The sequence below is a fragment of the Chloroflexota bacterium genome (assembly GCA_013152435.1).
Classification (GTDB): Bacteria; Chloroflexota; Anaerolineae; order DUEN01; family DUEN01; genus DUEN01.
The window spans coordinates 26,650-51,882 of the sequence record JAADGJ010000093.1; the positions used below are offsets into that span (position 1 = coordinate 26,650).

23 protein-coding genes, 1 tRNA gene and 1 pseudogene are annotated in these 25,233 nt (G+C 65.0%); 4 read left to right on the forward strand and 21 right to left on the reverse strand.

Translation table 11 applies throughout. The features are described from left to right. The coding region (locus GXP39_13260; protein NOZ29004.1) for an AGE family epimerase/isomerase at positions 1 to 1,137 on the reverse strand (1,137 nt) is incomplete at its 3' end. A 483-nt stretch (positions 1,138 to 1,620) separates the two neighbouring features. Here GXP39_13260 and GXP39_13265 point away from each other — a divergent pair. Beyond that, a complete protein-coding gene (locus GXP39_13265) occupies positions 1,621 to 2,166 on the forward strand; it encodes a hypothetical protein (GenBank protein NOZ29005.1) in 546 nt (181 codons plus the stop codon). Between the two features lie 183 nt (positions 2,167 to 2,349). Here GXP39_13265 and GXP39_13270 read toward each other — a convergent pair. From GXP39_13270 to GXP39_13345, 16 genes and pseudogenes are all read right to left on the reverse strand, one after another. After that, positions 2,350 to 2,423, reverse strand: a tRNA-Asp gene (locus tag GXP39_13270). A 420-nt stretch (positions 2,424 to 2,843) separates the two neighbouring features. After that, positions 2,844 to 3,881: a low-specificity L-threonine aldolase gene (gene ltaE, locus GXP39_13275; protein NOZ29006.1), complete on the reverse strand. Its 1,038-nt coding sequence runs from the start codon at positions 3,879 to 3,881 to the stop codon at positions 2,844 to 2,846. Between the two features lie 130 nt (positions 3,882 to 4,011). Beyond that, entirely contained in the window at positions 4,012 to 5,097 is a 1,086-nt protein-coding gene (locus tag GXP39_13280) for a hypothetical protein (protein ID NOZ29007.1), read from the reverse strand. 68 nt (positions 5,098 to 5,165) lie between these two features. Then, positions 5,166 to 5,978 (reverse strand): carbon-nitrogen hydrolase family protein, encoded by an 813-nt coding sequence (locus GXP39_13285; GenBank protein NOZ29008.1) that lies wholly within the window; start codon positions 5,976 to 5,978, stop codon positions 5,166 to 5,168. 489 nt (positions 5,979 to 6,467) lie between these two features. Next, positions 6,468 to 7,118, reverse strand: coding sequence for a DUF3786 domain-containing protein (locus GXP39_13290; GenBank protein ID NOZ29009.1), 651 nt, complete (start codon positions 7,116 to 7,118; stop codon positions 6,468 to 6,470). Next, a complete protein-coding gene (locus GXP39_13295; GenBank protein NOZ29010.1) occupies positions 7,115 to 7,570 on the reverse strand; it encodes a hypothetical protein in 456 nt (151 codons plus the stop codon). The genes GXP39_13290 and GXP39_13295 overlap by 4 nt, the downstream gene beginning before the upstream one ends. A gap of 432 nt (positions 7,571 to 8,002) precedes the next feature. Further along, complete coding sequence (locus GXP39_13300) at positions 8,003 to 8,572, reverse strand: GNAT family N-acetyltransferase (protein ID NOZ29011.1); 570 nt, start codon at positions 8,570 to 8,572, stop codon at positions 8,003 to 8,005. 34 nt (positions 8,573 to 8,606) lie between these two features. Continuing rightward, positions 8,607 to 9,404, reverse strand: coding sequence for a DUF4111 domain-containing protein (locus tag GXP39_13305; GenBank protein NOZ29012.1), 798 nt, complete (start codon positions 9,402 to 9,404; stop codon positions 8,607 to 8,609). A gap of 192 nt (positions 9,405 to 9,596) precedes the next feature. Further along, the gene (locus GXP39_13310; GenBank protein NOZ29013.1) at positions 9,597 to 10,604 is read right to left on the reverse strand and encodes an ABC transporter permease; all 1,008 of its coding nucleotides are present in this window, start codon (positions 10,602 to 10,604) and stop codon (positions 9,597 to 9,599) included. A 14-nt stretch (positions 10,605 to 10,618) separates the two neighbouring features. Continuing rightward, complete coding sequence (locus GXP39_13315; protein NOZ29014.1) at positions 10,619 to 12,157, reverse strand: sugar ABC transporter ATP-binding protein; 1,539 nt, start codon at positions 12,155 to 12,157, stop codon at positions 10,619 to 10,621. Positions 12,158 to 12,358: 201 nt separating this feature from the next. Next, on the reverse strand, positions 12,359 to 13,342 hold the full coding sequence (locus tag GXP39_13320; GenBank protein NOZ29015.1) for a substrate-binding domain-containing protein: 984 nt from the start codon (positions 13,340 to 13,342) through the stop codon (positions 12,359 to 12,361). A 45-nt stretch (positions 13,343 to 13,387) separates the two neighbouring features. Beyond that, positions 13,388 to 14,425 (reverse strand): annotated as a pseudogene (locus GXP39_13325) (substrate-binding domain-containing protein). A gap of 140 nt (positions 14,426 to 14,565) precedes the next feature. Then, positions 14,566 to 15,381, reverse strand: a complete 816-nt coding sequence (locus tag GXP39_13330; protein NOZ29016.1) for a sugar ABC transporter ATP-binding protein — start codon at positions 15,379 to 15,381, stop codon at positions 14,566 to 14,568. Further along, complete coding sequence (locus GXP39_13335) at positions 15,378 to 16,361, reverse strand: ABC transporter permease (GenBank protein NOZ29017.1); 984 nt, start codon at positions 16,359 to 16,361, stop codon at positions 15,378 to 15,380. The genes GXP39_13330 and GXP39_13335 overlap by 4 nt, the downstream gene beginning before the upstream one ends. Positions 16,362 to 16,645: 284 nt before the next feature. After that, on the reverse strand, positions 16,646 to 17,266 hold the full coding sequence (locus GXP39_13340; GenBank protein NOZ29018.1) for a molybdenum cofactor guanylyltransferase: 621 nt from the start codon (positions 17,264 to 17,266) through the stop codon (positions 16,646 to 16,648). 113 nt (positions 17,267 to 17,379) lie between these two features. Beyond that, the gene (locus GXP39_13345; GenBank protein NOZ29019.1) at positions 17,380 to 17,616 is read right to left on the reverse strand and encodes an acyl carrier protein; all 237 of its coding nucleotides are present in this window, start codon (positions 17,614 to 17,616) and stop codon (positions 17,380 to 17,382) included. Between the two features lie 273 nt (positions 17,617 to 17,889). On the opposite strand from GXP39_13345, the gene GXP39_13350 reads away from it, so the two are divergent. Both GXP39_13350 and GXP39_13355 read left to right on the forward strand, forming a co-directional pair. After that, on the forward strand, positions 17,890 to 18,963 hold the full coding sequence (locus GXP39_13350; protein ID NOZ29020.1) for a type 2 isopentenyl-diphosphate Delta-isomerase: 1,074 nt from the start codon (positions 17,890 to 17,892) through the stop codon (positions 18,961 to 18,963). 8 nt (positions 18,964 to 18,971) lie between these two features. Continuing rightward, positions 18,972 to 19,985, forward strand: a complete 1,014-nt coding sequence (locus GXP39_13355) for a polyprenyl synthetase family protein (protein ID NOZ29021.1) — start codon at positions 18,972 to 18,974, stop codon at positions 19,983 to 19,985. A 20-nt stretch (positions 19,986 to 20,005) separates the two neighbouring features. On the opposite strand, the gene GXP39_13360 is transcribed toward GXP39_13355, so the two are convergent. From GXP39_13360 to GXP39_13375, 4 genes are all read right to left on the reverse strand, one after another. After that, entirely contained in the window at positions 20,006 to 20,224 is a 219-nt protein-coding gene (locus GXP39_13360) for a hypothetical protein (protein ID NOZ29022.1), read from the reverse strand. Between the two features lie 436 nt (positions 20,225 to 20,660). Continuing rightward, positions 20,661 to 22,040 carry a CehA/McbA family metallohydrolase gene (locus GXP39_13365; protein NOZ29023.1) on the reverse strand — a complete coding sequence of 460 codons (1,380 nt, stop codon included), beginning with the start codon at positions 22,038 to 22,040 and terminating at the stop codon, positions 20,661 to 20,663. Positions 22,041 to 22,060: 20 nt separating this feature from the next. Continuing rightward, positions 22,061 to 23,245, reverse strand: coding sequence for a radical SAM family heme chaperone HemW (hemW, locus tag GXP39_13370; protein NOZ29024.1), 1,185 nt, complete (start codon positions 23,243 to 23,245; stop codon positions 22,061 to 22,063). Positions 23,246 to 23,340: 95 nt separating this feature from the next. Further along, positions 23,341 to 24,000 (reverse strand): FHA domain-containing protein, encoded by a 660-nt coding sequence (locus GXP39_13375; GenBank protein NOZ29025.1) that lies wholly within the window; start codon positions 23,998 to 24,000, stop codon positions 23,341 to 23,343. Between the two features lie 186 nt (positions 24,001 to 24,186). On the opposite strand from GXP39_13375, the gene GXP39_13380 reads away from it, so the two are divergent. Beyond that, positions 24,187 to 25,194, forward strand: coding sequence for a serine/threonine protein kinase (locus GXP39_13380; GenBank protein NOZ29026.1), 1,008 nt, complete (start codon positions 24,187 to 24,189; stop codon positions 25,192 to 25,194). Positions 25,195 to 25,233: the final 39 nt, after the last annotated feature.

Here is a 25,233-nt window from a genome sequence, read left to right on the forward strand (position 1 = left end):
AGGCAGGTGGAACGGGTCCTTCACCGGCAGGGCCACCGTCTCGGTGATCTCGCGGCCCTGACGGTCCAGCTTCTGCGTCCACTCACCGTATTTGGGAACGGGGAAATGGGTGAAGGCGTAGTTATGCACCTTCTGGAACCAGTCGAGGGTCCAGGGTTCCTTCGATATCTCATAGGCCAACAACAGGGCGTACAGGGCCTCGGTGTGGGGCCACCAGATCTTGGCGTCGGCGAAGGGCCACCAGGGCTCGCCGCCCTCCGCATCACGGGCGAGGAAGATCCCGCCATATTCCTCATCCCAACCGAACTCGATGTGCCACCGGATGACCTCTACGGCCTGCCGGATGCGGGCCTCGTCGCCCCAATGCCGGAAGATGTGGATCATGAACCACATGGACTCGATGGCGTGCCCGGGCACGACGGATCGCCCCATGGGCGAGTCGATCAGGGAGTTGTCCAGGCGGACGTACTCGAAGAGGAGGCGTCGATCGGGACGCAGGAAAGCGGTCATCACCTCGTTGGCGTGGTACAGGCCCGCCTCCAGGATCTTCTGATCGTTCAGGTAGCGTCCCAACTCATGGAATACCAGGGAGAAGAGCATGGAGACGGCGTGGGCCTTGACGCCCTCCGGGAGCGGATAGGGGTCGGTCTGATAGGACCCCGGCCGGGAGAGCCGCTGTTGCACGTTCTCGTACGTCTCCAGGGCCAGACGAATGGCCTCCTGATCATCTGTGGCCCGGGCCAGCTCCGTTAGCCCATAGATGGCGAACCCGTCAGCGTAGATGCTGGTGGCTCCCTTCAGAATTCGGCCGTCCCGGTCCACGGCGAAGACCCAGCGACCCTGTTCGTCTCGGCCATATCGCTTGACGAAGTCGAAGATGTGCCGGGCGACCTCCAGCCATTCCTCCCGGGGCTCGATGTAGTTGTAAAGGGCGGAGAAGGTCCAGATGGCCCGTAGCTGGGACCACATGTACTTGTCCTCGCTGAGCACCTGACCCTCGTCGGAGATGCAGGTCAGGATACCGCCGTGCTCTCGGTCGATGGCGTGTTTGAGCCAGAAGGGGACGACGCGCTCCAGTAGCTCGGCGCGATAGATAGCGAGCAGATCGACGAAGCGGGCATCAATGCGCATGTTCATACTCCTCCTTTCCACCGTCCGCCGCTAGGGCATCTCTGAAGAGCCCGGATAAAGAGCCACGAAAAGCATCTCTGAAAATTTACCGGTACGGTGTCTGAGGGTCTCCCTCGGTTACCAGCTCCACAGGGAAAGGTGTGGAGGGGAGATCCCCTCCACGGAAATCCCGCTTTTCCGGCCTGGACCTGCCTTTCTCGGCCTTTTCCGAAGGATCAGGCTGAGGCCGGGCAGATCGAAGGCGGGAGAAAGGGTTTTCCCGGAGGGGCGAAGCCCCTCCTCCGGGCCTCCCCATAGCAGAAGCAATGGCTCTCTCAGACACGCTCTAAGGCCCCAGGAAGAGGCTTTCCTTATCGTCGGTGATTATAGGGTGGGTCAACGATCCTTGTCAATGGCATTCGCTCTGGCCGGGCTTTGACTTTTGCCTCGTTTCCCGTACAATCCGTTCGCTGTTTCTGAGAAAGATCCTATCGTGTGTCAGGACGGGCCGTGCTTCCTCAAAGTCATGTCGCGTATACTCTGGCCGCCTTCGATCTGATCCGGGATCGATCCCCGGCCCTGCGGAAGGCGGATCTTCGCTGGATCGTGTTGGCCGCCCTGGGCCCCGATCTCATCGACAAGCCGTTGGCGGCCGCCTATTTCTATCGTCGTTACCGGTCGGCGGTGCTCTTCGCCCACACCCTGCTGGCGCACCTGGCGGTGCTGGGCGTCATTCTGTGGAAACGGCCTCGATGGTGGCCGTATGCCCTGGCGTTCAACAGCCATATCCTCGTCGATCGCCTCTGGTTTTTCCCCGATACGTTCTACTGGCCCTTCCGGGGATGGCGGTTCCACGTCTGGCGGAAGCGGGGTAGCGAGCAGCAGGACATCAAGAAGGCATACTGGTATGCCTTCACCCGGCGGCCCGAGTTGTGGGTCTGGGAGTTAGGGGGGATTCTGGTGGGGTTGTGGTGGATCTGGCGCCATCGGCTGTACAGGCCGGGACGACTGTTGCACTTCCTGCTCACCGGCCGGTTACCCTCGCCTCGCGCTTGAGACCGCCCGGCCATTGCGACCTCTCGCCCTGGCTTCTCTCGAGGGCGCATCTCGCGGGGCTGAACGCCCGGTCGTGGGGCAATGGAAGGCGTGGTTGCGTCCGGGTAACGCTTGGACAGGAGACTGCCGAGGCTTTGCACAAAAAAGAAAGCCGCCCGAAAACCGGGCGGCTTCTTATGGGTGCGGGAGCGACGGGATTCGAACCCGCGATCTCCGGCTTGACAGGCCGACATGTTAACCAGCTACACCACGCCCCCACATAGCGCCTGATCTCTCAGGCGAGGGCGAGTATACCACAAGCCCGCTTCAGCGTCAAGTCATCGACGATTGAAAATCAGCCTTGGCGGCCCCCACGCCGCCCACTATTGATCTTCGCGTGGTGGAAGAAACATGCGGGCCGCGTCATTCGTTTTGGATAAGCGACCCACCGGGGCGCCCTTACAGAACTGTTTCCTGAAGACCAGGGCTCATATGTCAGCTCCACCGGGGGAGGTGTGGAGGGGAGCTCCCCTCCACGGGAATCCCACTTTTCCGGCTTGCACCGGCCTTTCTCGGCCCTTTCCACAGGAATCTGGGCCAAGGCCGGGCAGGTCGAAGGCGGAAGAAGGACTTTTTCCGGCGGGGCGAAGCCCCCGGGCCTCCCCATAGCAGAAGCAACGGCATTCCTCAGACACGCTCTAAGCGCTCAGCACGCGCTGGAACACCCCCAGCGCGTACTCGATGTCCTCCGCGCTGACGTGGTAATTGGTCACGGCCCGCACCTGGCGTGGTCCCAGGGCCAGCACGCGCACGCCCTCCGCTCCGAGTTGATCCACCAGCTCCTGGGTGGTGATGGTCTCGCTGGTGACGTCAAAGTACACGATGTTGGTCTTCACCCGCTCCGGATCGATGGAGATCCCATCCATCTCGGCCAGGCCCTCGGCCAGCCGCCGGGCGTTGGCGTGATCCTCCGCCAGCCGGTCCACCATCTCCGTCAGCGCTACGATGCCGGCTGCCGCCAGCACGCCCGCCTGGCGCATCCCGCCGCCGACCACTTTGCGTGCCCGTCGTGCCTCGGCGATGAACTCATGCGTGCCGCACACGATGGAGCCGACCGGGGCGGCCAGCCCCTTGCTCAGGCAGAAGGTCACCGAGTCGGCGTCCGCGACCAGGTCTTGGACGTCCACCCCCAAGGCGATGGCGGCGTTGAAGATGCGAGCCCCATCCACGTGCAGTTTCAGGCCGTGCCGTCGGGCCAGACTGCCGACGGCGTTCATGTACTCCACCGTCAGCGGGTTTCCATAGCAGCGATTGTGGGTGTTCTCCAGTGCGATGAGCCGGGTGCGAGGGAAGTGCACGTTATCCGAGCGGATGGCGGCCTCCACCTGTTGCAAATCCAGCGTGCCGTCCGGCTGGTTGGGAAGCGGGCGCGGGTGGATGCCCCCCAGAGCGGCTGCTCCGCCCTGCTCGTAGAGGAACGTGTGGGCCTGATCCCCCAGGATGATCTCATCGCCGCGGTTGCACTGGGCAAGCAGGCTGACCAGGTTGCCCATGGTGCCGCTGGCGACGAACATCGCTGCTTCCTTCCCCAGCTTCTCGGCGGCCATCTCCTCCAGCCGATTGATGGTGGGATCTTCCCCGAAGACGTCGTCGCCGACCTCCGCCTCGGCCATAGCTCGTCGCATGGCGGGCGTTGGCTTCGTGATGGTGTCCGATCGCAGATCGACTAAGCGCATGGTCTCCGCTCCTGTGGGCGATGTGTGTGGTGTGATGCGTGCTGAGTGTTGTGGGTTGCGTGTTACGTGTTGCGTGTTACGTGTTGCGTATTGCGTGTTGCGTATGCGTAGTACGTAACACGTGACGATTTCACAAATCCCCCGGTCGTAGCCGGCCGAGCTCGGTCCCATCCGGGGCGAGGCGTACCCGGCCGAATTCCAGCGTGTGCACCTGCGAGGGCTGCGCTCGAGGCGCCAGCACCACCGCCCGCTTGCCGTCGAGGTCGATGCTTTGTAGCAAGCCGACGTCGATCAGATATCCCTGGGCATCGTGCAACCCGCACAGCAATCCCCCGAAGCGGTACGACGGGATGCAGCGGATGGCGGTGATGCCGATCTGTCGTGCGGCCTCCATCAGATGAGGACGGGGAAGCCAGCCTGGCGTGACGATCGTCCAGCCCTCAGGATCCCTTTGTGCGTGGATCACCTCCTGTCGCAGGACCTCCTCCAGGCGCTCCCGTGCCTCCGGATCTGCCGGGATCCCCAGAGCCAGCCGGGTCCCCTTGAGGCGCGTCCGGTTCAGGTCCAGCGTGATCGGCCGAGCTGAGCGGAAGAAGGACCGGAAGCGGGCGAACCGGCGTGCTCGCCGTTGCTGCGGAGGACGTGATTGGGCCGCTGGCGACGGCGGGAGCTCGATGAGGCGGAATGTGCGGCGGTCTCGCCAGAGCCGGGCCAGGCTTTCCAGCTCGTTTGCCTTCTGGATGAGGACGATGTGGCTGGGGCGGAGGAGGTCGGCTTTGCGCTGCTTCAGCTCGTGTCCTGGGGCGCCGGCCACCAGGCCGCTGGTGTCGATGACGATCGCTTGCGCGCCCCGCGCCCGCAGGCGGTCGGCGAGAAGTCGGGTGCCGACCAGGCAGGCCAGCATGTGCCCGGTGGGCGAGACATCGCCCACGAAGTATCCCATCTGGAATGGGACGTCGCTGAGATGTTGGATCGGGCGGGTCACGTGGCCGGCGGAGATGGTGCCGGGGACCCCCAGGCTGGACTGCCCCACATCCGCATCCACCACCCCCACCTCTCGGCCGGCCTGACGCAGGGATTCGGCCAGGAAGGCGCAGAAGCTGGTTTTGCCCGCGTCCGGCACGCCGACGGCCATCACCCGCACCGGTCGGTCGGATCGGAGGATCGTGGAGACGGCCTGTTGCCAGCTTTCCGGGATCACGAGCGTCTCGGGCATGATCTCATAGGCGCGCACGAATGGTCTGCACGGGATTGAGCCAGGACGGCCGGTGCGTCGTCGGCTCTCTAATACTTCTTGACCAAATTTCGATAGGTTTGGGGCTGGCGGAACTGGATGATCTGGGACTCCTCCCGGGCGGTGCGAACGGCGTCCAGGTCGATCTTCCCCACGGCATAGCCCTCCAGGCCCTCATCGATGGCGGTGTACAGCTCACCGCGCGGGCCGATCAGCGCGCTGGCGCCCAGGAACTGGTAGCTGGGCTCTTCGCCCACCCGGTTGACCGCGGCGATGAACACCGCGTTCTCATAGGCCCGGCTCAGGCAGTAGGCTCGCCACTCCTCCGCGTGGGAGGCCTCCCACGCCGCGCTCACACAGATCAGCTCTGCGCCATCCAGCACCAGGCTGCGCGCCGCCTCCGGAAAGGCCAGATCCCAGCCGATGAGCAGCCCCACGCGGCCGAAGGGGAGGTCGAACACCGGATATCGGTATCCGGGGCGAAACGCCAGTCGCTCTTCCCCCTTGAGGTGGACTTTTCGGTAGTCCCCGATCAGATCGCCCTCCGGCCCCAGGAGCACCACGCCGTTGTAGATGATGCTCTCCACCCGTTCCTTGATGACCAGGCCGAAGGCGATGTGAACGCTGAACTCGGCGGCGGCCTTGGCCAGATAGTTCACCGCGTGGCCCGGCACTCGCTCGGCCAGGTCCGTAAAACGCGGCCCCAGCTCATGGCCCGTCGTGGCCAGCTCGGGGAAGAGGATCAGATCCGTCGGCTGCTCCAGGCAGATCCGCTCGACGTAATCCGACATGCGGCGTATGTTCTTCTCGGGCTCACCCAGGGCGGGGGCCATCTGTACCAGTGCGATGGTCGCTTCTCGCATGACCTGTGTGCCTCCAATGCCGAGATGCCCGGCGTCCGGAAATCGGGGATAGAACGCATGTTTCAATTGTACACCAGGCTCTCGAAAAGGGCAAGGTTTCGTCGCCCCCAAAGTTAGAACCCCGGATCTGATGAGATGCCGGGGTTCTCACCTGAGAAGAGCGAAAGGGGATCTCGCCCTGGAGCATGGCGAGCGTTGTCAGATGGGGATCACCGCCTGATCCCCACCGACCCTGTGTCCGATCTTGGTGGGGAAGCGCGGCGAAGGCGCCTACTCGCATCAACTGAACAACATGGGCGAGGCCCCCGCCTGCCACCTTTTCCCTCCACGGGCGGCCGCACCTGAAAGGGGAGGTGCGGAGGGGAAGCCCCTCCGAGCCGCCCCGGAGATGCGGGGCCACGTTTCCGTATCGCTTAACTTGATACCAATGGGAAGCGCGGCGAGGGCGCCATGCCTCGTCGTATCTCGCGGCGGCGCAGGGAGCTCCGATCAGCTCTCCCGGAGCAGGCGCAGCAGGCGTCCGGTGAGCTGCGCCCCGATGCCCGCCAGCCCCGCCGCATCCAGATAGTGCCCGGCGGCCGCGTCGAAGAGGATGCGGGCCTGGGCCGGCAGCTCCTCGTCGCCTTGCCAGTAGGCCACCGCGAGCCAGACCCGGGGGAGCGCCCGGAACCGGAACCCGATATCCCCCACCGGGTCCGGCTGCCCCCCTAAAGCCGTGGCGGCCTGCTTCAGCCGCTCCACTGCGTTGCCGATGGCCCGGGCCAGGGGGTATCCCGTATAGCTGTTGAACGCCTGGTGGTAGAAGGCCCCGTCCGGCAGCTCACGAAAGCTCACCCAGCGCCCGGTGAGCAGGGTCCCGTCGGCCCGTTGCAGGTAGGACAGGATGATCAGGCTCGTGATCTCCCGGGCGGGCTGCCCGGATGCGTCCACCACGGTCACATCCGGCCAGAGGACGGCGTACGTCTCATCCCAGAAGGGCAATTCGAGGCGTTGGCGTTTCTCATCCCATTCCGCCCCGGCCCACTCCGCAACCCGCTCGCCCGGACGATCGCGCAACGCGGCGCGTACCTCGTCGGCGGCCGCGGCCAGGCTGTCCAGCCACCACTGGCGGGCGGCGTGCGCTCGCTTATCCTGGCTCATGAGGCGCTCGCGCCCCGTCGCTGGCGGGACAGATGTGCGAAGTATTGCAGGCTACCCAGGAAGAGCGCGATCCCCATCGTGATGTATACGACGGCCAGGTAATGCTTCGGGATGGCGGAGCGGCGCAGTGTGATGCCCAGGCCGACCATCAGGAAGATGACCAGGTAGCTCTTCCGCGCCTGGAAGGCGAAGATGCACAGCGGATCCCGCTTGGGGGCCAAGCGGGCGATGTTGCGAGCGACGATGCGGGAGAACCCGAATCGGTAGACGATCAGGGCTGCGATGAAGCCGATCAACGCGATGGGTAGGCTCTGGCGAGGTTCCAGCGGCTGAAGCCACCCCCACGCCAGCCGGCATAGCATGATCCCGACGGCGCCCCACATCGCACCGGCGAGCGCGTAGAGCACGGATTTGGGGACGGTGGGCTCCCATCGTTTCAACGTTTCGAGCATAGGCGACTCCCTTGTCTCATGGTGATTTTGACGACAGCATGATTATACCCGCATGAATGGCCTATATGCTATGATCTGCATGGACTACGGCGAGCAGGGCTACCGTCTGTCCCTGAACGTTAAGCCGCCTAGCGGCCACGGACCCCGGTTGGTCGTCCGGAATCAGGCCGTTAGGCGGCCATCGATCAGGGGTATCCTGTTCGCTCATACCGGCATACACGACGCATGCAGGGACGGGATGTGCCCGGTTTTTCACCACAATGATGCTTGCAGGATGCCTTGGCCCTCTCCACCCCCCGGCCCCCGCTTCCCCCGAGCCAGGGAAGGGGAATTGAGTCCAATTCCCCTTCATGACAGCGCTCTGTGTGCCCTCGTCCCCTGCGATGGCTCTCGTGTCGGAGGTGGTCGGCTCCCATCGTTTCGGGGCGTCGGTCATGGGCGGGGCCCTCTGGGTTTTGACGTCTCTCCTCGTCCCCCGGGTTTGAACTCGGAGCGCAACAGCCCGTAGATCAGCATGTCCTCGTAGGCCCCGCCCAGGTAGATGGCCTCTCGCTCCCGGCCCTCCTGACGGAATCCGCACTTCTCCAGCACGCGCTGGGCGCTGACGTTGAACGCGGCGGTCCGCGCGACCACCCGGTGCAGGTTCAGGTAATCGAATCCATATCGGAGCAGGGTGATCGCCGCGTCGGTGGCGTAGCCCCGATTACGCCAGGCGGGGAGGACGCCGAACCCCAGCCGGGCATTGCGGTCACGCCACTGGATCTTCGCCAGCTGGATATCGCCAATGAGCTTGCCGTCCGGCAGGAAGATGCCCAGATAGATCTGCTCGTGGCCCTGCTTCCGCTGGATCTCCTCGAACCATCGATCCGCCTGTTCCACGGAAAGGCCGGGGGTGAACGTCTCCGTGGGACGCTCCTCTGTCTCGACCAGATGCCAGTATCGTCGACAGTCCTCCCGCTCCAGCGTGCGGAGGATCACCAGTTGGCCCCTCAATACCTGCATGGTATCTTCCGTTTCACCCCCGTCGGGCCCGGGTTCAGGTGGACGCCTGGGCCTGGAGATCCTGCGGCAGCGTGTTGACGGCCCAGCTGTAGAACGTCCAGACGTGATCGGGGTTCAGAGAGCTGGGCGTCAAGGTGGCCAGGCCCGTGTAGATGGCGTGCGCATGCGTCAGCAGGTCCTGCCAGGCCTCCGGGAACGTGCGCAATGCCCATTCGAGGCCGGTGAGCTTGGAGGTGGGACGGCGGTATCGGAGGCCGTAGAGCACGCGACACACGTTCAACACGGCCTGCAGGCGCTGAAGCGGCGATGGGCGCATCTTGACGATGGGGGCGATGCTCCATAGCTCACCGAGCAGGGTCTCCCGGACCATCGGCCATCGGCTGGGCGCGAAGAGCTGTGTCGGCATCGGCCCCGAGAGGGGCACCCCGGCCTCGCGCAGCTCCTGTCGCTCCAGCGGCCATTTGTCGTACCGGCGATCCGGATCGAACACGCCGCCTTGCACGCGATCGGCTACCAGCGAGCGCTGGCACTCGTTCATCTCCGCCTGGACGGGGAAGATCCCCTCCAGCACGGCGCCATATCGCCCGTGATCGCGCAGTTCGTCGAAGAGCTCTCGGATCCGTCGCCGCTGTCCCGGTGTGAACGGGCGCTTGATGACGCATGTGAAATCGACGTCGCTGAGGTGGGGGTTGAAGCACCCGTACGCGATGGATCCCGAGAGGTACAGGCCGATCATCTGGCCTTGCAGGATGTGGCCCAGCCGCTCGCGTAATGCCGTGATCACCCCAACGGCTTCGACGGGCAGGGACTGAATCCGACCGAACGTACTCATCTCGCCACCCCCTTCCATGGAGATCGGGTGGGGCGGCGCGACATCGCGCGGGGATCACCCCGTCGAGAGAGGTCTTTCTCTCCCACCTATGCCACCCTTTGACTGTGCACGATCCCTCACATGGCGCAATGCCGGCCGGGTGTTCCTGCCTCGCCGGCCGGCGTATCAGTCATTGAGATGGGTGATCCTATTTTACCGCTGTTTCCGGAGTTGATCAAGCATGATCGCGACGATGATGACCAGGCCGATGGCGGCCGGCTGCCAGTAGGCGGGGAATCCCAGGAGCACCAGCCCGTTGCGCAGCACCTGCATGATGGCGGCGCCGATGAGCACGCCCAGGATCGTGCCCTCGCCGCCGAAGAGGCTGGTGCCGCCGATGACCACGGCGGCGATGATGTCCAGCTCGTAGCCCAGCGCGGCGGTGGGGGCGGCCACTCCCAGTCGGGCGGTCATCAGCAGCCCGCCGATGGCCGTCAGGAATCCGCACAGCGTGTACACCAGCACCTTCACGCGTCCCGTGTTGATGCCGGAGAGGGCGGTCGCCTGCTCATTCCCGCCCAGGGCGTAGATCCGATATCCCCACACCGTGCGGCTGAGGAAGAGGGACATGATCACGGCGATCACCGCCATGAAGATCACGGGCAGGGGAACCTGTAGATTGGCCACCGGCACGTCGTATTGCCCCAGGGCGCGGAAGCTCTCCGGCAGCCCACGCACCGGCTGGCCGTTGGTCAGGCCGTAGCAGATGCCGCGGGCGACGCTCATCATCCCCAGCGTGGCGATGAAGGGGGGCAGGTTCGCCTTGCTGATGAGCGCCCCGTTGATGAGGCCGATGAGGATGCCGGTCAGCAGCCCGGCGATGATTCCCAGGATGACGGGGAGGCCTGACGTGAGGGCGATGGCGGCCACCAGCCCGGATAGCGCCATCGTGGAGCCCACGGAGAGATCGATCCCGGCCGTGACGATGACCAGGATCTCGCCGAAGGCGCTGATGGCGATCCAGGAGAAGGCGCGCAGCACGTTGAACAGGTTGCGGCTGGTCAGGAAGGTGTCGGTGCGCAGCGAGAGGAACAACCCCATGAGCACCAGCACCACCAGGATCCCGGCCTCCTGCGCCACCACCGCACGCCGCAATCGTAGGATGAGCGGGGATGCCTCGTTCCCTGTGGCGGCTCTCGATTCGACCGATGAGGATGGCATGTCTTCGACTCCCCCTATTGCATGGGCTCCGTGATATGGCCGCTGGCGTAAGCCATGATGCGTTCCTGGGTGGCCTGAGACCGATCGAGGATAGTGGCCACCCGGCCTTCGCACATCACCGCGATCCGGTCGCTCATGGCCAGGATCTCGGGCATCTCGGAGGAGATCATGATGATCCCGATGCCCTGTTGCGCCAGATCGCTCATGATCGCGTGGACCTCGGCTTTGGCGCCTACGTCGATCCCGCGGGTGGGCTCGTCCAGGATCAGCACCTTGGGCTCCGCCGCCAGCCACTTGGCCAGCACGACCTTCTGCTGGTTCCCGCCGGAGAGGTACATCACGCGCTGCGCCAGGCTGGGCGTGCGGATGTCCAGCCGATCGACGTAGTGTTGCGCCAGATCGTGCATCTTGTGCCGGTTCGCAATGCCGTTGCTCGATAGGCGATCCAGATTGGGGAGCGCGATGTTGCGCTCCACGCTGTGGATGAGCACCAGCCCCTGTTGTTGCCGGTTCTCCGGGACCAGGGCCAGCCCGGCCTTCACCGCGTCCTCGGGGGATCGGATGTCAACGCGCTTCCCATCGATGTAGATCTCGCCCGCGTCCAGCGGATCGGCCCCGAAGATGGCTCGCGCCGTCTCCGTGCGCCCGGCGCCCACCAGCCCGGCGAGCCCCAGGATCTCCCCCCGGCGCACCGTGAAGCTGACGTCCTCAATGACCCCGTGCCGGGTAAGGCCCCGCACCTCCAGCACCGTCTCCCCAAACTGGACGTCATGCTTCTGGAAGACCTCGTCCAGGGATCGCCCCACCATCAGGGAGATGATCCGCTCAGGCGTGGCCTCGCTGATGGGCATGCCCCCGACCCGGCGGCCGTCCCGCAAGACGACCACCCGGTCCGCCACGCGGAAGACCTCCTCCAGTCGGTGCGTGATGAAGATCACCGCCAGCCCCTGTTCCTTCAGCGTGCGCACGATGTCGAACAGGACGGCGACCTCCTCCTCGCCCAGGGCGGAGGTGGGCTCATCCATGATGATGACCTCCGCCTTGATGGCCAGCGCCTTGGCGATCTCGACCATCTGCTGCTCCGCCACGGAGAGGTCCCGTACCAGCGCATCCGGGGAGAAGCGAGCCCCTAGGCGGGAGAGCAGGGCGGCCGCCTCCTGGCGCATATGCTCGTAATCGACGATGCGGAGCGTTCGCCACACCCCCGGGCGATACAGCTCCCGGCCTAGGAAGATGTTGGTGGCCACGGTCTGGTTGGGCGTCAGGTTGAACTCCTGATAGATGATGGCGATGCCCAGCTGCTGCGCGTGCTGGGGGCCCTGAGGGGTCACGGGTTGTCCATGCAGGCGGATCTCTCCGGCGTCCATGCGGTAGGCGCCGGACAGGATCTTCATCAGCGTGGATTTCCCGGCGCCGTTCTCGCCCAGCAGGGCGACCACCTCACCGGCATAGGCCTCGAAGTCCACGTTATCCAGCGCCTGGACGCCGGGGAATGCCTTGGAGACGCCGCGAACCTCCAGCAGGGGGGCGGTTTCCCGACGCGTGCTCAAGATGGACCTCCTCACCAGGCTCGTCCAGCGTGATTCGGGGCGGTACAAAGGGGAGGCCCCTTCGCACCGTCGACCTGCCTGATGGGCCTCGGTTCCGTGTAGAGCCGTCCCTTGAGGCAGGTGAAGGATTGCAGGTCGAATCTCTCGACAGTATGTGTAGCGGCGAGGCAACGCCTCTACCCGGTCGCTCACCTCGCCGCCGGTTTATTCGTACGGCGGAAGCGGCTTGGTGAAGTCCATCGTCTCCCAGGCCTCGATCATGGCGTCCACGTTCTTGGCCGTGACGATGTCCATGCCGGAGTTGGTGAACGGTTCAAATTGCTTGCCGTTGACGATGTAGTCGTAGATCATCTGAACCGTGTCGTAGCCCCAGCCCCAGTACTTCTGGCCGATCAGGCCGTAGATCAGGCCCTCCTTCACGTACTCCAGCTCCACGGGGAGCGTGTCGAAGGCCACGGTCTTCATGCCGGCCTTGGCGGCCTCCTCCCACAGCGGCATGGAGCCACGCTCGGCGAACAGCGGCCACAGCCCGACGAAGAACCAGCCGGCCAGATCGGGATAGGCCTGCATGGTCTCCTCCACCACCTGGACGCCCAGGTTGATGTCGTCGTTGCAGGCCACCGTGGTGACGATCTCCAGGTTGCTGCCCTCCAGCCCATCCTTGAAGCCGCGGATGCGCTCCTCCAGGTTGAAGGCGCCGGGCACGCCGGTCAGGATCGCCACCTTGCCGCCCTCGGGCAGCGCCTTCTTGAGCAGCATGGCCGCCGCCTTGCCGCCCTCGTAGTTATCCACGCCCAGGTAGGTGAAGCGCTTGCTGTTGGGCGAGTCGGAGTCCCAGGTCATCACCGGGATGCCGGCCTCCACCGCCTTGTTGATGGGATCCTCGCAGGCCGTGGGGTCGTTGCAGGACACGCCGATGGCATCCACGCCCTTGGCGATGACGTCCTCCATCACCCGGGTCTGCTCGGCCGCGTCCGAGGCCACCGAGGCGGTGTACAGGATCTCCACCTCGTAGGGACCCTGCTCCGTCAGCTCCTTCGCCCGGGTCTCCGCGCCCACCTTACCCAGCTCGAACACCGGGTTGTTCAGCGCCTTGGGGATCCAGGCGATGGTGATCTTGCCGTCGGCCAGGATCTTGTCCCGGTCGAAGGGCAGCTGGGCGGTCGGCTCCTCGGCGGCTCCCTCCATCTTGAACTCGAAGGCGCCCTCCGGCGGCTCCCAGCCCTCGGTGTTCCACTCGTGCGGGATGCCCTTGGCGTCCAGCTGGGCCTCGTACTCCTTCAGGTTGGCCGCGGTGATCACGTCCACGCCGGTGTCGATGACACCGTCCTTGGCGCCCATCTCCTGCAGCGCGGCCTCCACGCCCTTCTCGGCCATCAGCTTGATGATCTGGACCGACTTGTAGCCCATGTCGAACTCGCGCTGGGCCACCGTGGCGTGGATGACGCCCTCCTTGATGAAGTTGATGATGTCGGTCGTGGCGTCGAAGCTGACGATCTTGATCTCGCCGGCCTTGCCCGCCTCCTTCACGGCCATCGCCCAGGCGGGGCCGTTGTACGCGTACACGCCGAAGGCGCCGGCCAGGTCCGGGTTCGCCGAGAGCACGGAGTTGGCCAGCTGCAGCGCCGTGGCCGCGTCCTCCTTGTCGTTCACCGGCTCCAGGGCCACGATGTTCGTGCCCTCGATGGCCTTCAGGAAGCCGTCGGTGCGCTGCAGGGCGTTCAGCGCGGTGTCGGAGCCGCGGCCGATGCCCACCTTGCCGCCGTTGGGCAGCAGCTGCTTCATGGCCTCACCCGCCACCATACCGGCGGAGTAGTTGTCCGTGCCGATGTACACCAGCGACACGCTGTTCTCCACCGGCGGGGTGTCCAGCGTGGTGACGAAGATCCCGGCGTCGGCGGCCTTCTTCATAACCGCTTCCAACGCGTTAGGATCGGACGGGGCGATGGCGATGCCGGTCACACCCTGGGCGATGTAGGTCTCCATGGTCTGGATTTGGGCCGCCACGTCCTCCTTCTGGGGCACCCAGAAGATCACCTGATCCTCAGACAGGCCCAGGTCTTTGGCCGCGGCGCGTACGCCTTTCTCTACGTTGGACCAATAGGGGTGGACGGATTTGCCGATCACGACGATCTTGAGGGGTTTGGCCTCGGCGGCTGGCTTCTCCTCCGCGGGTTTCTCCGCCGGGGCTGGGGTGGCCTGCGCGCAGGCTGCCAGCACCAGGCTGGCCAACACGAGCAACGATAGGAAGACCGTAAGTGCTCGCTTCATGGTCATGCCTCCTTGCACAATCGTTCATGGAACTATTGGAAAATGGGGGAGATGGCCGCCCCATAGCGGCCACGGTTACAGAGGTTGGTCCGACAGGGCTATGTCGTGCCTCGATCACCTCCTTTCCGTCATTTGGCTACCTACGCAGCCTGCGCCGAATCGGCGGTCTCGGCAAAGTCATCACGTGCGCCCACCATGTAGGCGACGACGCGCTCTCGGAAGTCGTGGATATCCCCTTCCACGGGGATATCGGCCACCTTGCGTCCGTGGCGCAGGACCATCACGCGATCGCCGACGCGATAGATGTCCTCCAAACGATGGCTGATGATGATGACGGAGGCGCCCTCCCGTTTTAGCTGTTCGATCAGATCCAGCACCTGATGGATCGCCGCCACGCTGAGGGCGGCCGTGGGCTCATCCATGATGATCACCTTGGCGTTGAAGGCCGTCGCCCGCCCGATGGCCACCGCCTGGCGTTGGCCCCCGGACAGGGTCTCCACCTTCTGGCGCACGGAGGCGATGTCGATGCGGAGTCGCTCCATCAGGCGCTCGGCCTCCTGGGCCATGCGGCGCTGATTCATGATCTTCAGCGGGCCCAGCTGGAAGCGGACGATCTCCCGGCCCAGGAAGATGTTGGCGGCCACGTCCAGGTTGTTGGCCAGGGCGAAGTCCTGGTAGACCATCTCGATGCCCAGTCGGCGGGAGTCCTCCGGCTGCATGATGTTCACGCGCTGGCCTTCGATGTAGATCTCCCCCTCGTCGGGGGTGTAAGCGCCGGACAGGATCTTCATCAGGGTGGACTTTCCGGCCGCGTTGTCTCCCACCAGGCCCAATACCTCGTTGTAGCCCAGCGTCAGGTCCACGCCCCGGAGCGCCTGCACGGCTCCGAAGCTCTTGCGGATGCCTCGCATCTCGACGAGTGGGACGTTGTCGCTCACGGTTGCCTCCCGCCTCATCTTCGGGTTCGGCGTCGCATCGTGTCGTAGGTGACCGCGATCACCAGCACGATGCCCAGGATCGTGTCCTGAAGATAGGACGAGATGTTGATCAGCACCATGCCGTTTTGCATCACGCCCATGATGGCGGCGCCCAATACGGCGCCCAATACGGTGCCCTCGCCGCCGAACAGGCTGGTGCCGCCGATGACGGTGGCGGCGATGGCCCACAGCTCATATGCGGTGCCCACCGTGGGCGTGCCCTGCCCCAGCCGAGATGCCAGCAGGATGCCGGTGATGGCGGCCATGAATCCGCTGGTGGCGTAGCAGAACAGGCGCACCCGATCCACGTGGACGCCGGATACCCGGGCCGCCTCCAGGTTCCCGCCGACCGCGTAAATGTGGCGGCCGAGCACGGTGAAGTTCAGGATAAAGGAGACGGCCAGGGCCAGGATGACCAGGATGATGAAGGAGATGGGGATGGTGGCCACCGTCCCCTGCCCCAGGGCCAGGAAGGGGGATTCGGACGGGTACACGATGGGATAGCCACGGGTGATGTATCCGGCCATGCCTCGGGCCATCAGCCAGGTGCCGAGGGTGATGATGAAGGCGGGGATCCCGAGTTTGGTGACGAACAGTCCATGCCACAGGCCGATGAGCGTGCCGACCGCCAACGTGATGAGGATGGCGGGAACCATGCCGATGGGCGGTATCCCGGCGACGCCTTTGAGCATGAGCGTGGCGGCGATGACGCCGGTGAGCGCCGTCAGCGAGCCCACGCTAAGGTCGATGCCACCGGTGATGATGACCAGAACCTCTCCGATGGCCAGAACCCCGAAGGTGGCCATGAAGCGCATGATCACCGCCAGGTTGGCAGGTTTGATGAACGTCTCCGGCTGGCGCCAGTAGAAGTAGAGGCATAGGAGCAGCAGCGCGACGAGGACGTTCAGCTCGCGAAATTGCCCCAATGTCACACGGCGTCGCTGTGAGCGGGTGGCCACGGCCATAGCGTGTCTCCTCGCTTGCTCTATCGTTGACCCCGATCCTGGTGTGGTCTCGCCGCGATTGGGCGAGGAGGAATCCAAAGAGGAAGATTCCGATTCGTAGGGAGGTGGGAAAGCTCTTTCATTATAGCGTTTTTATCCGGGCTCGTCAATGTTGAGAAGGCGCGAGATTCCCCACATCTCACCACAGAGTCGCAGAGAGAGCGCTGAGGTAGAGTTGTGCACTTTCGTCCTCTCCGTGAGCGGAGAGGGCTTTGCAGGGGAGATCTCCTCTGCGGGGATCACTGCGGAGGGCGGTCGGGGCCCGGGGCCCATCGCGCCTGTTGGCGAATATGCTCCCACTCTTGGGGGGTGTTGGCGTTGGTGAACGAGCGCGTCTCGGGATCGAAGACGCGGACCTCCGCCAGGGAGACGGGGCGCACCCGCACCGCCGGGTAGAAGGCGAGGATCTGACGCTGCCCCCGGTTCAGGCATTCCTCGATGGCGGGGAGGCATCGGCGGTGGTAGAGCGCATGAAGGGGCTCCGGCCGGCCGGTGGGGTAGGGGACGATGGCATCGTATCCGGGACGTAACAACGCCAGATAGCGGATCAGCGCCGAGTTCAGGAAGGGCATATCGCACGCCACCGCGAGGATCCAGGGCGTCGTGGCGGCCTGCAGGCCCGCGTGCAGGCCCGCCAGCGGCCCGGCCGATGGGTAATGGTCCCGGACGACCCGGCCGGGAAGCGCCGGGCTGGGGGCGTCATGCGCCCCGCGCACCACCACGATCTCGCATGTGAGGGGAACCAGACGCTCTGCCACGCGGGCGATCAAGGGCTGCCCGCCCGCGTCCAGCCATGCCTTATCCTCTCCCATGCGGCGGCTGCGGCCGCCCGCCAGGATGACCGCCGTAAAGGGCTCCATGATCTCTCTGCGGGTGAAAGGACGTGAAAATCAATAGCGGATACCCGGTGGTATCCGCTACATACTTGCCTGGCCTGGTGCCCGACGTCGTGATGGATCGCGGCTGAACCCGATCACTCGGCGCCGTGCTCCTCCAAATACCTGACGGCGTCTCCCACGGTGGTGATCTGCTGGGCCTCTTCGTCGGAGATCTCTCCGCCGAATTCCTCCTCGAAGGCCATGATCAGCTCGACCAGATCGAGCGAATCGGCCTCCAGGTCCTCTCGGAAGCTGGCCTCCATGGTCACCTTTTCCGGTTCCACGCCTAATTGTTCTACGATGATGTCTCGAACACGCTCGAAAATGCTCATGGACTATCCCCCTTTCGCTCGTAAATTATGAGTGTGAATTATGGATGGATGGTAACGACCGCCATTCTAACCGCGCCACTGGGGGGTGTCAAGCTGTGTCAGAAGGTTTGACACTGCTCGCGCACGCGGGTAAGATGCCCCGGGTACCGGCCCATGTCAGCCAGACATAGAAACACCGCTTTGTACCGGAAGTTACGGGAAAGCACATCCGGAGGGCCCTTTTGACGGGAGGAGAAAAGGGCCTCCATGGGATGTGGGGAGATGATCGCTCGGATGACTGTGGAAGGGGGAAGAAAGCCTCGCAGCTCGCATGAGAGACGGAAGGCGGACCATATCCGCATCAATCTGGAGGAGGATGTTCAGTTTCCCCGCCTCACGACCGGACTGGAAAGATATCGCTTCGTTCATGTGGCGTTGCCCGAGCTGGACCTGGAGGCGGTGGATCTCTCCTCTATGCTGCTGGGAAAGCGGCTGGCCATCCCGCTGCTGATCTCGCCCATGACGGGGGGGACGGCGGAGGCGGCCCGGATCAATCGCAACCTGGCGCAGGCGGCTCAGGCGTGTGGGCTTGCCATGGGGCTGGGCTCGCAGCGGACGGGCCTGGAGGTGTCGGAGACGGCGGACACCTTTCGCGTGCGTGACGTGGCGCCGGACATTCTGCTCCTGGCCAACCTGGGCGCTATCCAGCTCAACTACGGGTACACCGTCGAGCATTGTCGCCGCGCGGTGGAGATGATCGAGGCCGACGCGCTGATCCTGCACCTGAACGCGCTTCAGGAGGCGTTGCAGTCCGATGGCAACTGGAACTGGTCGGGGTTGCTGTCCAGGATCGAGCGTGTGTGCCGGGAGCTGACGGTCCCGGTGGTGGTGAAGGAGGTGGGGTGGGGCATCTCCGGTGATGTGGCACGCCGTCTGGTGGACGCCGGCGTGGCCGCCATCGACGTGGCGGGGGCGGGCGGCACATCCTGGAGCCTGGTGGAGATGCATCGGGCGACCACGGAGCGGCGGCGGCGCCTGGCCGCTGCCTTCGCCGATTGGGGCATTCCCACGGCCGAGGCACTGGTGGCGGTGCGGCGCAGCGCACCGGGAATCCCGATCATCGCCTCAGGTGGGATCCGCACCGGGATCGACGTGGCCAAGTGCCTGGCGCTGGGGGCGGAGGCGGTGGGGATGGCCTCGCCCCTCCTGAAGGCGGCTGCCGTCTCGGCGGAGGCGGTGATCGCTGAGGTGGAGACGCTGGCGACCGAGTTGCGGGTGGCGATGTTCTGTGCCGGCGCCGGGGATGTGGCCGCGCTGCGGGAGCCCGGCCGACTGGTTCGTGTGGATGGAGGGGATGCGTGGCGCTGAGGGAGGCGATGACACGGCTCCTGCCGTTGATCGAGGAGGCGTTGCGAGAGGCCATCGAGCCGCCCGATCCGGCATTGGAGGCGCACTATGGGATGATGGCCTACCATATGGGATTCGCCGATACGGATTTGCAGCCGGCCCGGGCGGACGCGGGGAAGCGCATTCGGCCGCTGCTATGCCTGTTGACGACCGAGGCGGCGGGGGGCGATGTGAAGCGGGCGATGCCGGCGGCTGTGGCGTTGGAGCTTCTGCATAACTTCTCCCTGGTCCACGATGATGTCGAGGACGCGTCCCCCACGCGTCGTCACCGGCCGACCGTATGGAAGATATGGGGGGTTCCCCAGGCGATCAACGTGGGGGATGGGATGTTCGCCCTGGCGCACCTGGCGCTGGAGCGGCTGTATCGGCGGGGCGTCCCGGCGGAGATCGTCCTGCGGGCGCTGTGGGTGTTCGATGAGACCTGTCGCATGTTGACCGAGGGACAGCACCTGGATCTGGCGTTCGAGGCTCGCGATCGGGTGAGTGAGGACGAGTACCTGCAGATGATCGCCGGGAAGACGGGGGCGTTGTTGGCGACCTCGGTGCAGTTGGGCGCGTTGGTAGCGGGCGCGGGGCCGGAGGAGGTGGCCGCCTACGAGGAGTTCGGGTGGGCGTTGGGCCGGGCGTTTCAGATTCGGGATGACATCCTGGGGATCTGGGGGGACGAGGCGGTGACCGGGAAGTCAGCCCGGAGCGACATCCTGAGCCGAAAGAAATCGCTGCCCGTGGTGCACGCGCTGGCCCAGGAGAGCGAGGCGGGGCGCGCTCTGCGGGCGATCTATGCCCGGCCGGAGATTACGCCGGAGGATGTGCCCGAGGTGTTGCGTTGGCTGGAGGAGGCCGGCAGCCGGGCGTATGCGGAGGCGATGGTGCAGGAGGCCTTGAGCGGCGCGGAGGCTGCCCTGGCCAGGGCGCGGCCCCTGGAGCCTGCCGCGGCCGCCTTGCGGGAGCTCATGGATGCGCTGGCAAGAAGGACTTACTGATCCGGATGGGAAAGCCGGCTCTACTGACCGGAGGCGATCTCGACCTCCAGCGGGCGCCCGTTATGACGGCTGCGATCGGTGTATTGGCGGGGCGTTCTCGATCGTGATGGGGGCAGGTCGCTGAGCACGATGCGCTTCGGGTGGCTGCGTCGCCACCACCACAGGACCCCGCCGCCGATCAGCAGTATCCCGATGGTCATCGTGATCGTCCATATGATCCCGTTGCGTCGCTTCGTCATCTGTTATCCTCCGTGATCCTCTCCCGTGAGAGTGTGTCTGAAAAATGCCGTTGCTTCTGCTGTGGGGAGCCCCTCCGGAAAAAGCCCTTCTTTTGCCTTCGACCTGCCTGGCCTCGGCCTGCGTCCTTCGAGAAGGGCCGAGAAAGGCAGGTACAGGCCGGAAAAGTGAGATTTCCGTGGAGGGGAGGTCCCCTCCACACCTCCCCCTGTGGAGCTGGTCGTTGAGCCTGTGGAGCTGGTCGTTGAGGGAGACCCCCTCAGACATCTTGCCGGTGAATTTTCAGACACGCTCTGAGACCTCTTCAGGGTTCCGCTGGACCTCTTTATGCGAGATCAGCAGCGGCAGCTCCCACGCTGCCGCAGGTGGAGCATGGGAGCTCCACCTGCTCAAGAAGCACTGTGATGTAGCCACATCGCCTGCCGATGGCAAGAAGCGTTACCTAAACCAATGATCGCCCAAAAAGATGGGATTTGTCAAGGCCAGCAGGCGACTTTGTCCGTCACGGATCTCCACAAGGCACCAGCGCGCTTGGCCGTCCGCGATCGTCCAGGAACGCGAGCCCTGGCGATCCGGGCGCCACTCGTCCAGCGGGGCGCCGTCGGCGATAAGGCGTGCCCGGGCGTGAGGGGGGCATCCATCCCACCTCACTCGGATCTCGGCCGCACCGCACGGCAGGGCATCCCCCATCATGGCGTGCTCACCGGTCTGCGCCCGGCCGTGGAGATCGACTCTGGGCCCGGAGCTCAGGTACAGATGTCCCCGGGCGATGGCCTGCAGGATCGCCTCCTGGGAAAGCGCATCCGCGTGCACCACGTTAAATCCCACGTTGAGGTCCGCTGGAGTGGCTTGACCCGTTGGGCCGTGCGCGTCGGTGCCGACCGTCGCCACCAGCCGATGTCCCTGATTCATCCAGACATACCACATCGCCAGGGATCGTTCGTTCTTGCTGTCCTCGTCCCATGGCCCGTTCCACACCTCGACCACGTGGGCGGGGCCGGGCATGACCTCCGGGTATCGCCAGTCGCAGCCTGTGCAGACCGGATCGCCCTGGATGCCCGGGTGAGCGATGACGAATAGCCCGCCCATCGCCGCCACCTCGTGGGCGATATCGGCCATGGAGCGCTCGCCCGGCCGGATACGCCAGTCGATCCAGTCGTATGTTCCCAGGCTGAGGGCATGTCCCCAGAAGGTGGTCAGCTCCATACCCGCCATGATGAGGAGATCCTCCGGCGGGTTCTGGGGGATCTCGGCCAGCCCGGTGACGGTGTTGTGGTCGGTGATGGTGATGAAATCAAGCCGGTATGCCCGGGCGATCTGCGCCAGGCTCTTCACGTCCCAGGTCCCGTCGGAATGGATCGTGTGCGCGTGCAAGTCTCCCCGATACCAGCCGGCCGTCCGCCGGAGAACGGGCTGCGGGCGAGCCGTCGTGGATAGGGCCGGGGAGGGCGGATCGGCGCTGGACGTCTCCACGACGATGTCGAGCCGATAGTCGCAGGGCGCGCCGGGGATGATGCGGTGGGTCTCGATCTCGATCGTCCAGGGGCCGGGCGGAAGCGTCCCCGGGCGATAGCCGGGTGTGGCCCGATCGAGGCTGATGTGGACGTGTTGATCGCCTCCGCCGCGATGGGCTGCGCCGCGAAACCCCGTTGGGTCGAACAGGCTGAGACAGAGCAGGTTGCGAAGCTTGTCGACCGGAGGGGCCGTGTAGTGGAAGCGGATGTCCAGCCTCGTGGCGTGGGGTGGGACCTCGAACGGATGGGGGATGTGGCGTTTCATATCCTCTGACGTGAGCGTGCCTTGAAAGCGGTAGCGCATGGTGACTCCGGTGTGTGGGGTTATCCCGGTAGAAACCGGGCGAAGACCTGGTTCCCGATCAGGCGTGCCCGGGGCGTCAGGCGTACGCGTCCATCGATGCGCTCGATCAGCCCCAGCTCGGCCAGCTCAGCCAGCTCGCTCCCGAAGACAGCGGAGATCGCGCATCCCCATCGCCTTCGGAATTCGTCCTCGGACACGCCCTCACGCACCAGGCGCAGGCCCAGCATCATCATCTCGCCCATGCCCAGGTCCCGGCCGATGTGCTCACCGTCCGCCCTCGCCGATTGGCCCGCCTCGATTCGCTTGATGTATGCCTGTGGGGAGGTCAGGTTCCACCACCGTCGCCCGGGATTCATCGAGTGAGCGCCGGCGCCGAATCCCAGGTACGGCTGATAGCGCCAATAGATCAGGTTGTGTTGACAGGCGAAGCGGGGGTTGTCGGTGATCGACAGCGGGGAGCCCTCATGCCGGGCCCAGTTGGAGATCTCATATTGGACGTAGCCGGCCGCCTCCAACCGGGCGCAGGCCAGCTCATACAGGTCCGCCGCCAGATCATCATCCGGGAGGGGGAATCTTCCCTCGGCGGCCCACCGGGCGAAGGGCGTGCCCGGCTCGATGGTGAGGGCGTACAGGGAGATATGCTCCGGTCCCAGGGCGATGGCTCGATCGAGGGTGGCTCGCCATCTCTCTGGCGATTGCTCGGGGAGGCCGTAGATCAGGTCCAGGCTGATGTTCTCGAATTCGGCCTTCCGGGCGGCGTGGAAGGCCGCCTCCGCCTGGGCCGCATCGTGGATACGGCCCAGAAAGCGCAGCTCGGCGTCATCGAAGCTCTGGACGCCCATGCTCAGCCGGTTGACGCCCAGCTCGCGCAGCCCGGCGAATCGCCCCTGATCGACGGTGCCGGGATTTGCCTCGCAGGTGATCTCGGCGTCCGGCGCTACCCGGAACGCCTCTCGGCAGGCGGCCAGGACCTCGGCCAGCAGCTCCAGGGGCAGGACGGTAGGGGTGCCGCCGCCCAGGAAGATGGTGATAGCCGCGGGGTGCTCACGCTCGGCCCCGGCCCGGGTGATCTCCCGAACCAGCGCGGCCGTGTATGAGGGGAACAGGTCGGCCATCCCGGCGTACGAGTTGAAGTCGCAGTACGGGCACTTGTGTTGGCAGAACGGGATATGGATGTACAGGCCGAGCGGCGTCGTCTGGCTCACGGCCTTGCTCCCTGATGCAGAGGGGCGATCACCCGGCGCGTGATATGTCGTGGCACCGCTCGATGCGGCGCTGCCGGTGCATGGTCGTGCGTGGCTTACTCCCGATTCTCCAATCGGAAGCCGTGACCGCGCACGGTGACGATGTACTGGTGCTCGGGGTCCAGCTCGGCGATGCGCTCTCGCAGGCGGCGCACCAGCGCATCGATGGCTTGCTCGGACACGCCCTCCTCGACGGCCTCCGGCCAGACCGCTCGCACGACCTCCTCCCGGGTGACGACGCCGCCCTGGGCGTTGATCAGCAGTTCCAGCAGCCGATACTGGGCGACGGAGAGCGGCGGGGTGAGCTCCCGGCCGCGCACGAAGACCTGGCGCGTGGCGGGCTCCAGACGCAGCCCCGGCTCGATGTCCTCCTCCAGCGTCAGGGGGGCCGTGGCGCCCGCGTCCACGAAGGCCAGCTTGAAGCGCAGGGCGATCTGGATCTCGTCGCCGTCCTCGAGCTGTTGCGCTTCGGTGACCTCTTTCCCGTTCACATAAGTGCCGTTTTTGCTCCCCAGGTCCTCCACGTAGTAGTCGCCGTCGATCCAGTACACGCGCGCGTGGTGCCGGGAGACCACGCGATCGGGGAGCACGATGTCACAGTCATCCGCCCGGCCGATGGTCAGGCTCTGCTTGTCCAGCAACCAGCGACGGCCGGCCTCGGTGCCCCCTCGCTGCAGGATCAACATGGCCGTTTCTGTGGAGTTGATCGTGTTCATGGGTCTACACCTCTCTTGACAGAAAGCAGCAATGCGCAGATAATGCGCGCTGCGAGCATGCTTCTTCAGGGCGTTGAGTCATCTGGGATATATTATACCCCTTCACGCTCGTAAATCATAACCCTTTGGAAACGGGTCGTGTATCTTTCCCATGTGGGAAGATCACGGGAGGCTGGATAGGGATCCATGAGTCAGGTACTTCCCGTCGGCACGGTTCTGCGTTCCCGGTACAAGATCGTCGAGCTGGTCGGCCATGGCGGCATGGGCGCCGTCTATCGGGCGGAGGATCTGCGCCTGCAGGGGCGGCAATGTGCGATCAAAGAGGTGTTGCCGGAGCTGGGCCTGCCGCCCGATCTGCTTCAGCAGATGCAGGAGCAATTCTACCGGGAGGCGAGCACGCTGGCCCGTCTGGACCACCCGAACCTGCCCAAGGTCTCTGACTACTTCTCCTATCACGGACGGGAATATCTGGTGATGGACTTCGTGCCCGGCCGTGATCTGAAGGAGATCGTGGACGAGGCCCGCCGCCAGGGGGCGTTTCTGCGTGAGCGTCGCGTGCTAGGATGGGCCGCTCAGCTTTTGGATGCGCTCGAGTACCTGCATGGTCAGGACCCGCCGGTGCTCCATCGCGATATCAAGCCCTCCAATATCAAGTTGACCCCACGAGGCACCATCAAACTCGTGGACTTCGGCCTGGTCAAGTTAATGGCCCCCAACGACAGCCGGACGGTGACCGTGGTGCAGGGGCGGGGGACCGTCCAGTACACCCCTCTGGAGCAATATGGGGGCGACCTGGGACATACCGACGTTCGCTCCGATATCTACTCCCTGGGAGCCACGCTGTATCACCTGCTCACCGGGACGCCGCCGGCCGACGCCAAGCTGCGCTTCTTGAAGCCGGGCACGTTGGTGCCCCCTCGCAACATCAACCCGGCCATCTCCGTGCGCACCGAGCGTGCCATCATGGCCGCCATGTCCATGCATCCGGATCAACGTCCCAGCAGCGTGGCGGAGTTTCGATCCATCCTGTTCGGCACCGGCGACGTACGGGTGGGCTCTTTGGGCAGCCCCAGCTTCTCCCAGGAGTGGCAGGAGGCCATCCGGCTGAACAGCTGGCTGGTGGGGGCGGCGCTGAGCCTCATCGCCGTGGCCCTGACGGTTACGCTGCTGGCCCCGCCGCTGCCGACTCCCTGATCTCGTGACGGGGCTGTGCCTCTTATTCCTCTTGGAGTT

Excerpts from the sequence above, each read along its gene's own strand:
- ltaE (NOZ29006.1), bottom strand. The coding sequence starts at position 3,881 with ATGCGCTTAGTCGATCTGCGATCGGACACCATCACGAAGCCAACGCCC.
- GXP39_13280 (NOZ29007.1), bottom strand. The coding sequence starts at position 5,097 with ATGCCCGAGACGCTCGTGATCCCGGAAAGCTGGCAACAGGCCGTCTCC.
- GXP39_13285 (NOZ29008.1), bottom strand. The coding sequence starts at position 5,978 with ATGCGAGAAGCGACCATCGCACTGGTACAGATGGCCCCCGCCCTGGGT.
- GXP39_13290 (NOZ29009.1), bottom strand. The coding sequence starts at position 7,118 with ATGAGCCAGGATAAGCGAGCGCACGCCGCCCGCCAGTGGTGGCTGGAC.
- GXP39_13295 (NOZ29010.1), bottom strand. The coding sequence starts at position 7,570 with ATGCTCGAAACGTTGAAACGATGGGAGCCCACCGTCCCCAAATCCGTG.
- GXP39_13300 (NOZ29011.1), bottom strand. The coding sequence starts at position 8,572 with ATGCAGGTATTGAGGGGCCAACTGGTGATCCTCCGCACGCTGGAGCGG.
- GXP39_13305 (NOZ29012.1), bottom strand. The coding sequence starts at position 9,404 with ATGAGTACGTTCGGTCGGATTCAGTCCCTGCCCGTCGAAGCCGTTGGG.
- GXP39_13310 (NOZ29013.1), bottom strand. The coding sequence starts at position 10,604 with ATGCCATCCTCATCGGTCGAATCGAGAGCCGCCACAGGGAACGAGGCA.
- GXP39_13320 (NOZ29015.1), bottom strand. The coding sequence starts at position 13,342 with ATGGAGGGAGCCGCCGAGGAGCCGACCGCCCAGCTGCCCTTCGACCGG.
- GXP39_13330 (NOZ29016.1), bottom strand. The coding sequence starts at position 15,381 with ATGAGGCGGGAGGCAACCGTGAGCGACAACGTCCCACTCGTCGAGATG.
- GXP39_13340 (NOZ29018.1), bottom strand. The coding sequence starts at position 17,266 with ATGGAGCCCTTTACGGCGGTCATCCTGGCGGGCGGCCGCAGCCGCCGC.
- GXP39_13345 (NOZ29019.1), bottom strand. The coding sequence starts at position 17,616 with ATGAGCATTTTCGAGCGTGTTCGAGACATCATCGTAGAACAATTAGGC.
- GXP39_13350 (NOZ29020.1), top strand. The coding sequence starts at position 17,890 with ATGACTGTGGAAGGGGGAAGAAAGCCTCGCAGCTCGCATGAGAGACGG.
- GXP39_13355 (NOZ29021.1), top strand. The coding sequence starts at position 18,972 with ATGACACGGCTCCTGCCGTTGATCGAGGAGGCGTTGCGAGAGGCCATC.
- GXP39_13360 (NOZ29022.1), bottom strand. The coding sequence starts at position 20,224 with ATGACGAAGCGACGCAACGGGATCATATGGACGATCACGATGACCATC.
- GXP39_13365 (NOZ29023.1), bottom strand. The coding sequence starts at position 22,040 with ATGCGCTACCGCTTTCAAGGCACGCTCACGTCAGAGGATATGAAACGC.
- GXP39_13375 (NOZ29025.1), bottom strand. The coding sequence starts at position 24,000 with ATGAACACGATCAACTCCACAGAAACGGCCATGTTGATCCTGCAGCGA.
- GXP39_13380 (NOZ29026.1), top strand. The coding sequence starts at position 24,187 with ATGAGTCAGGTACTTCCCGTCGGCACGGTTCTGCGTTCCCGGTACAAG.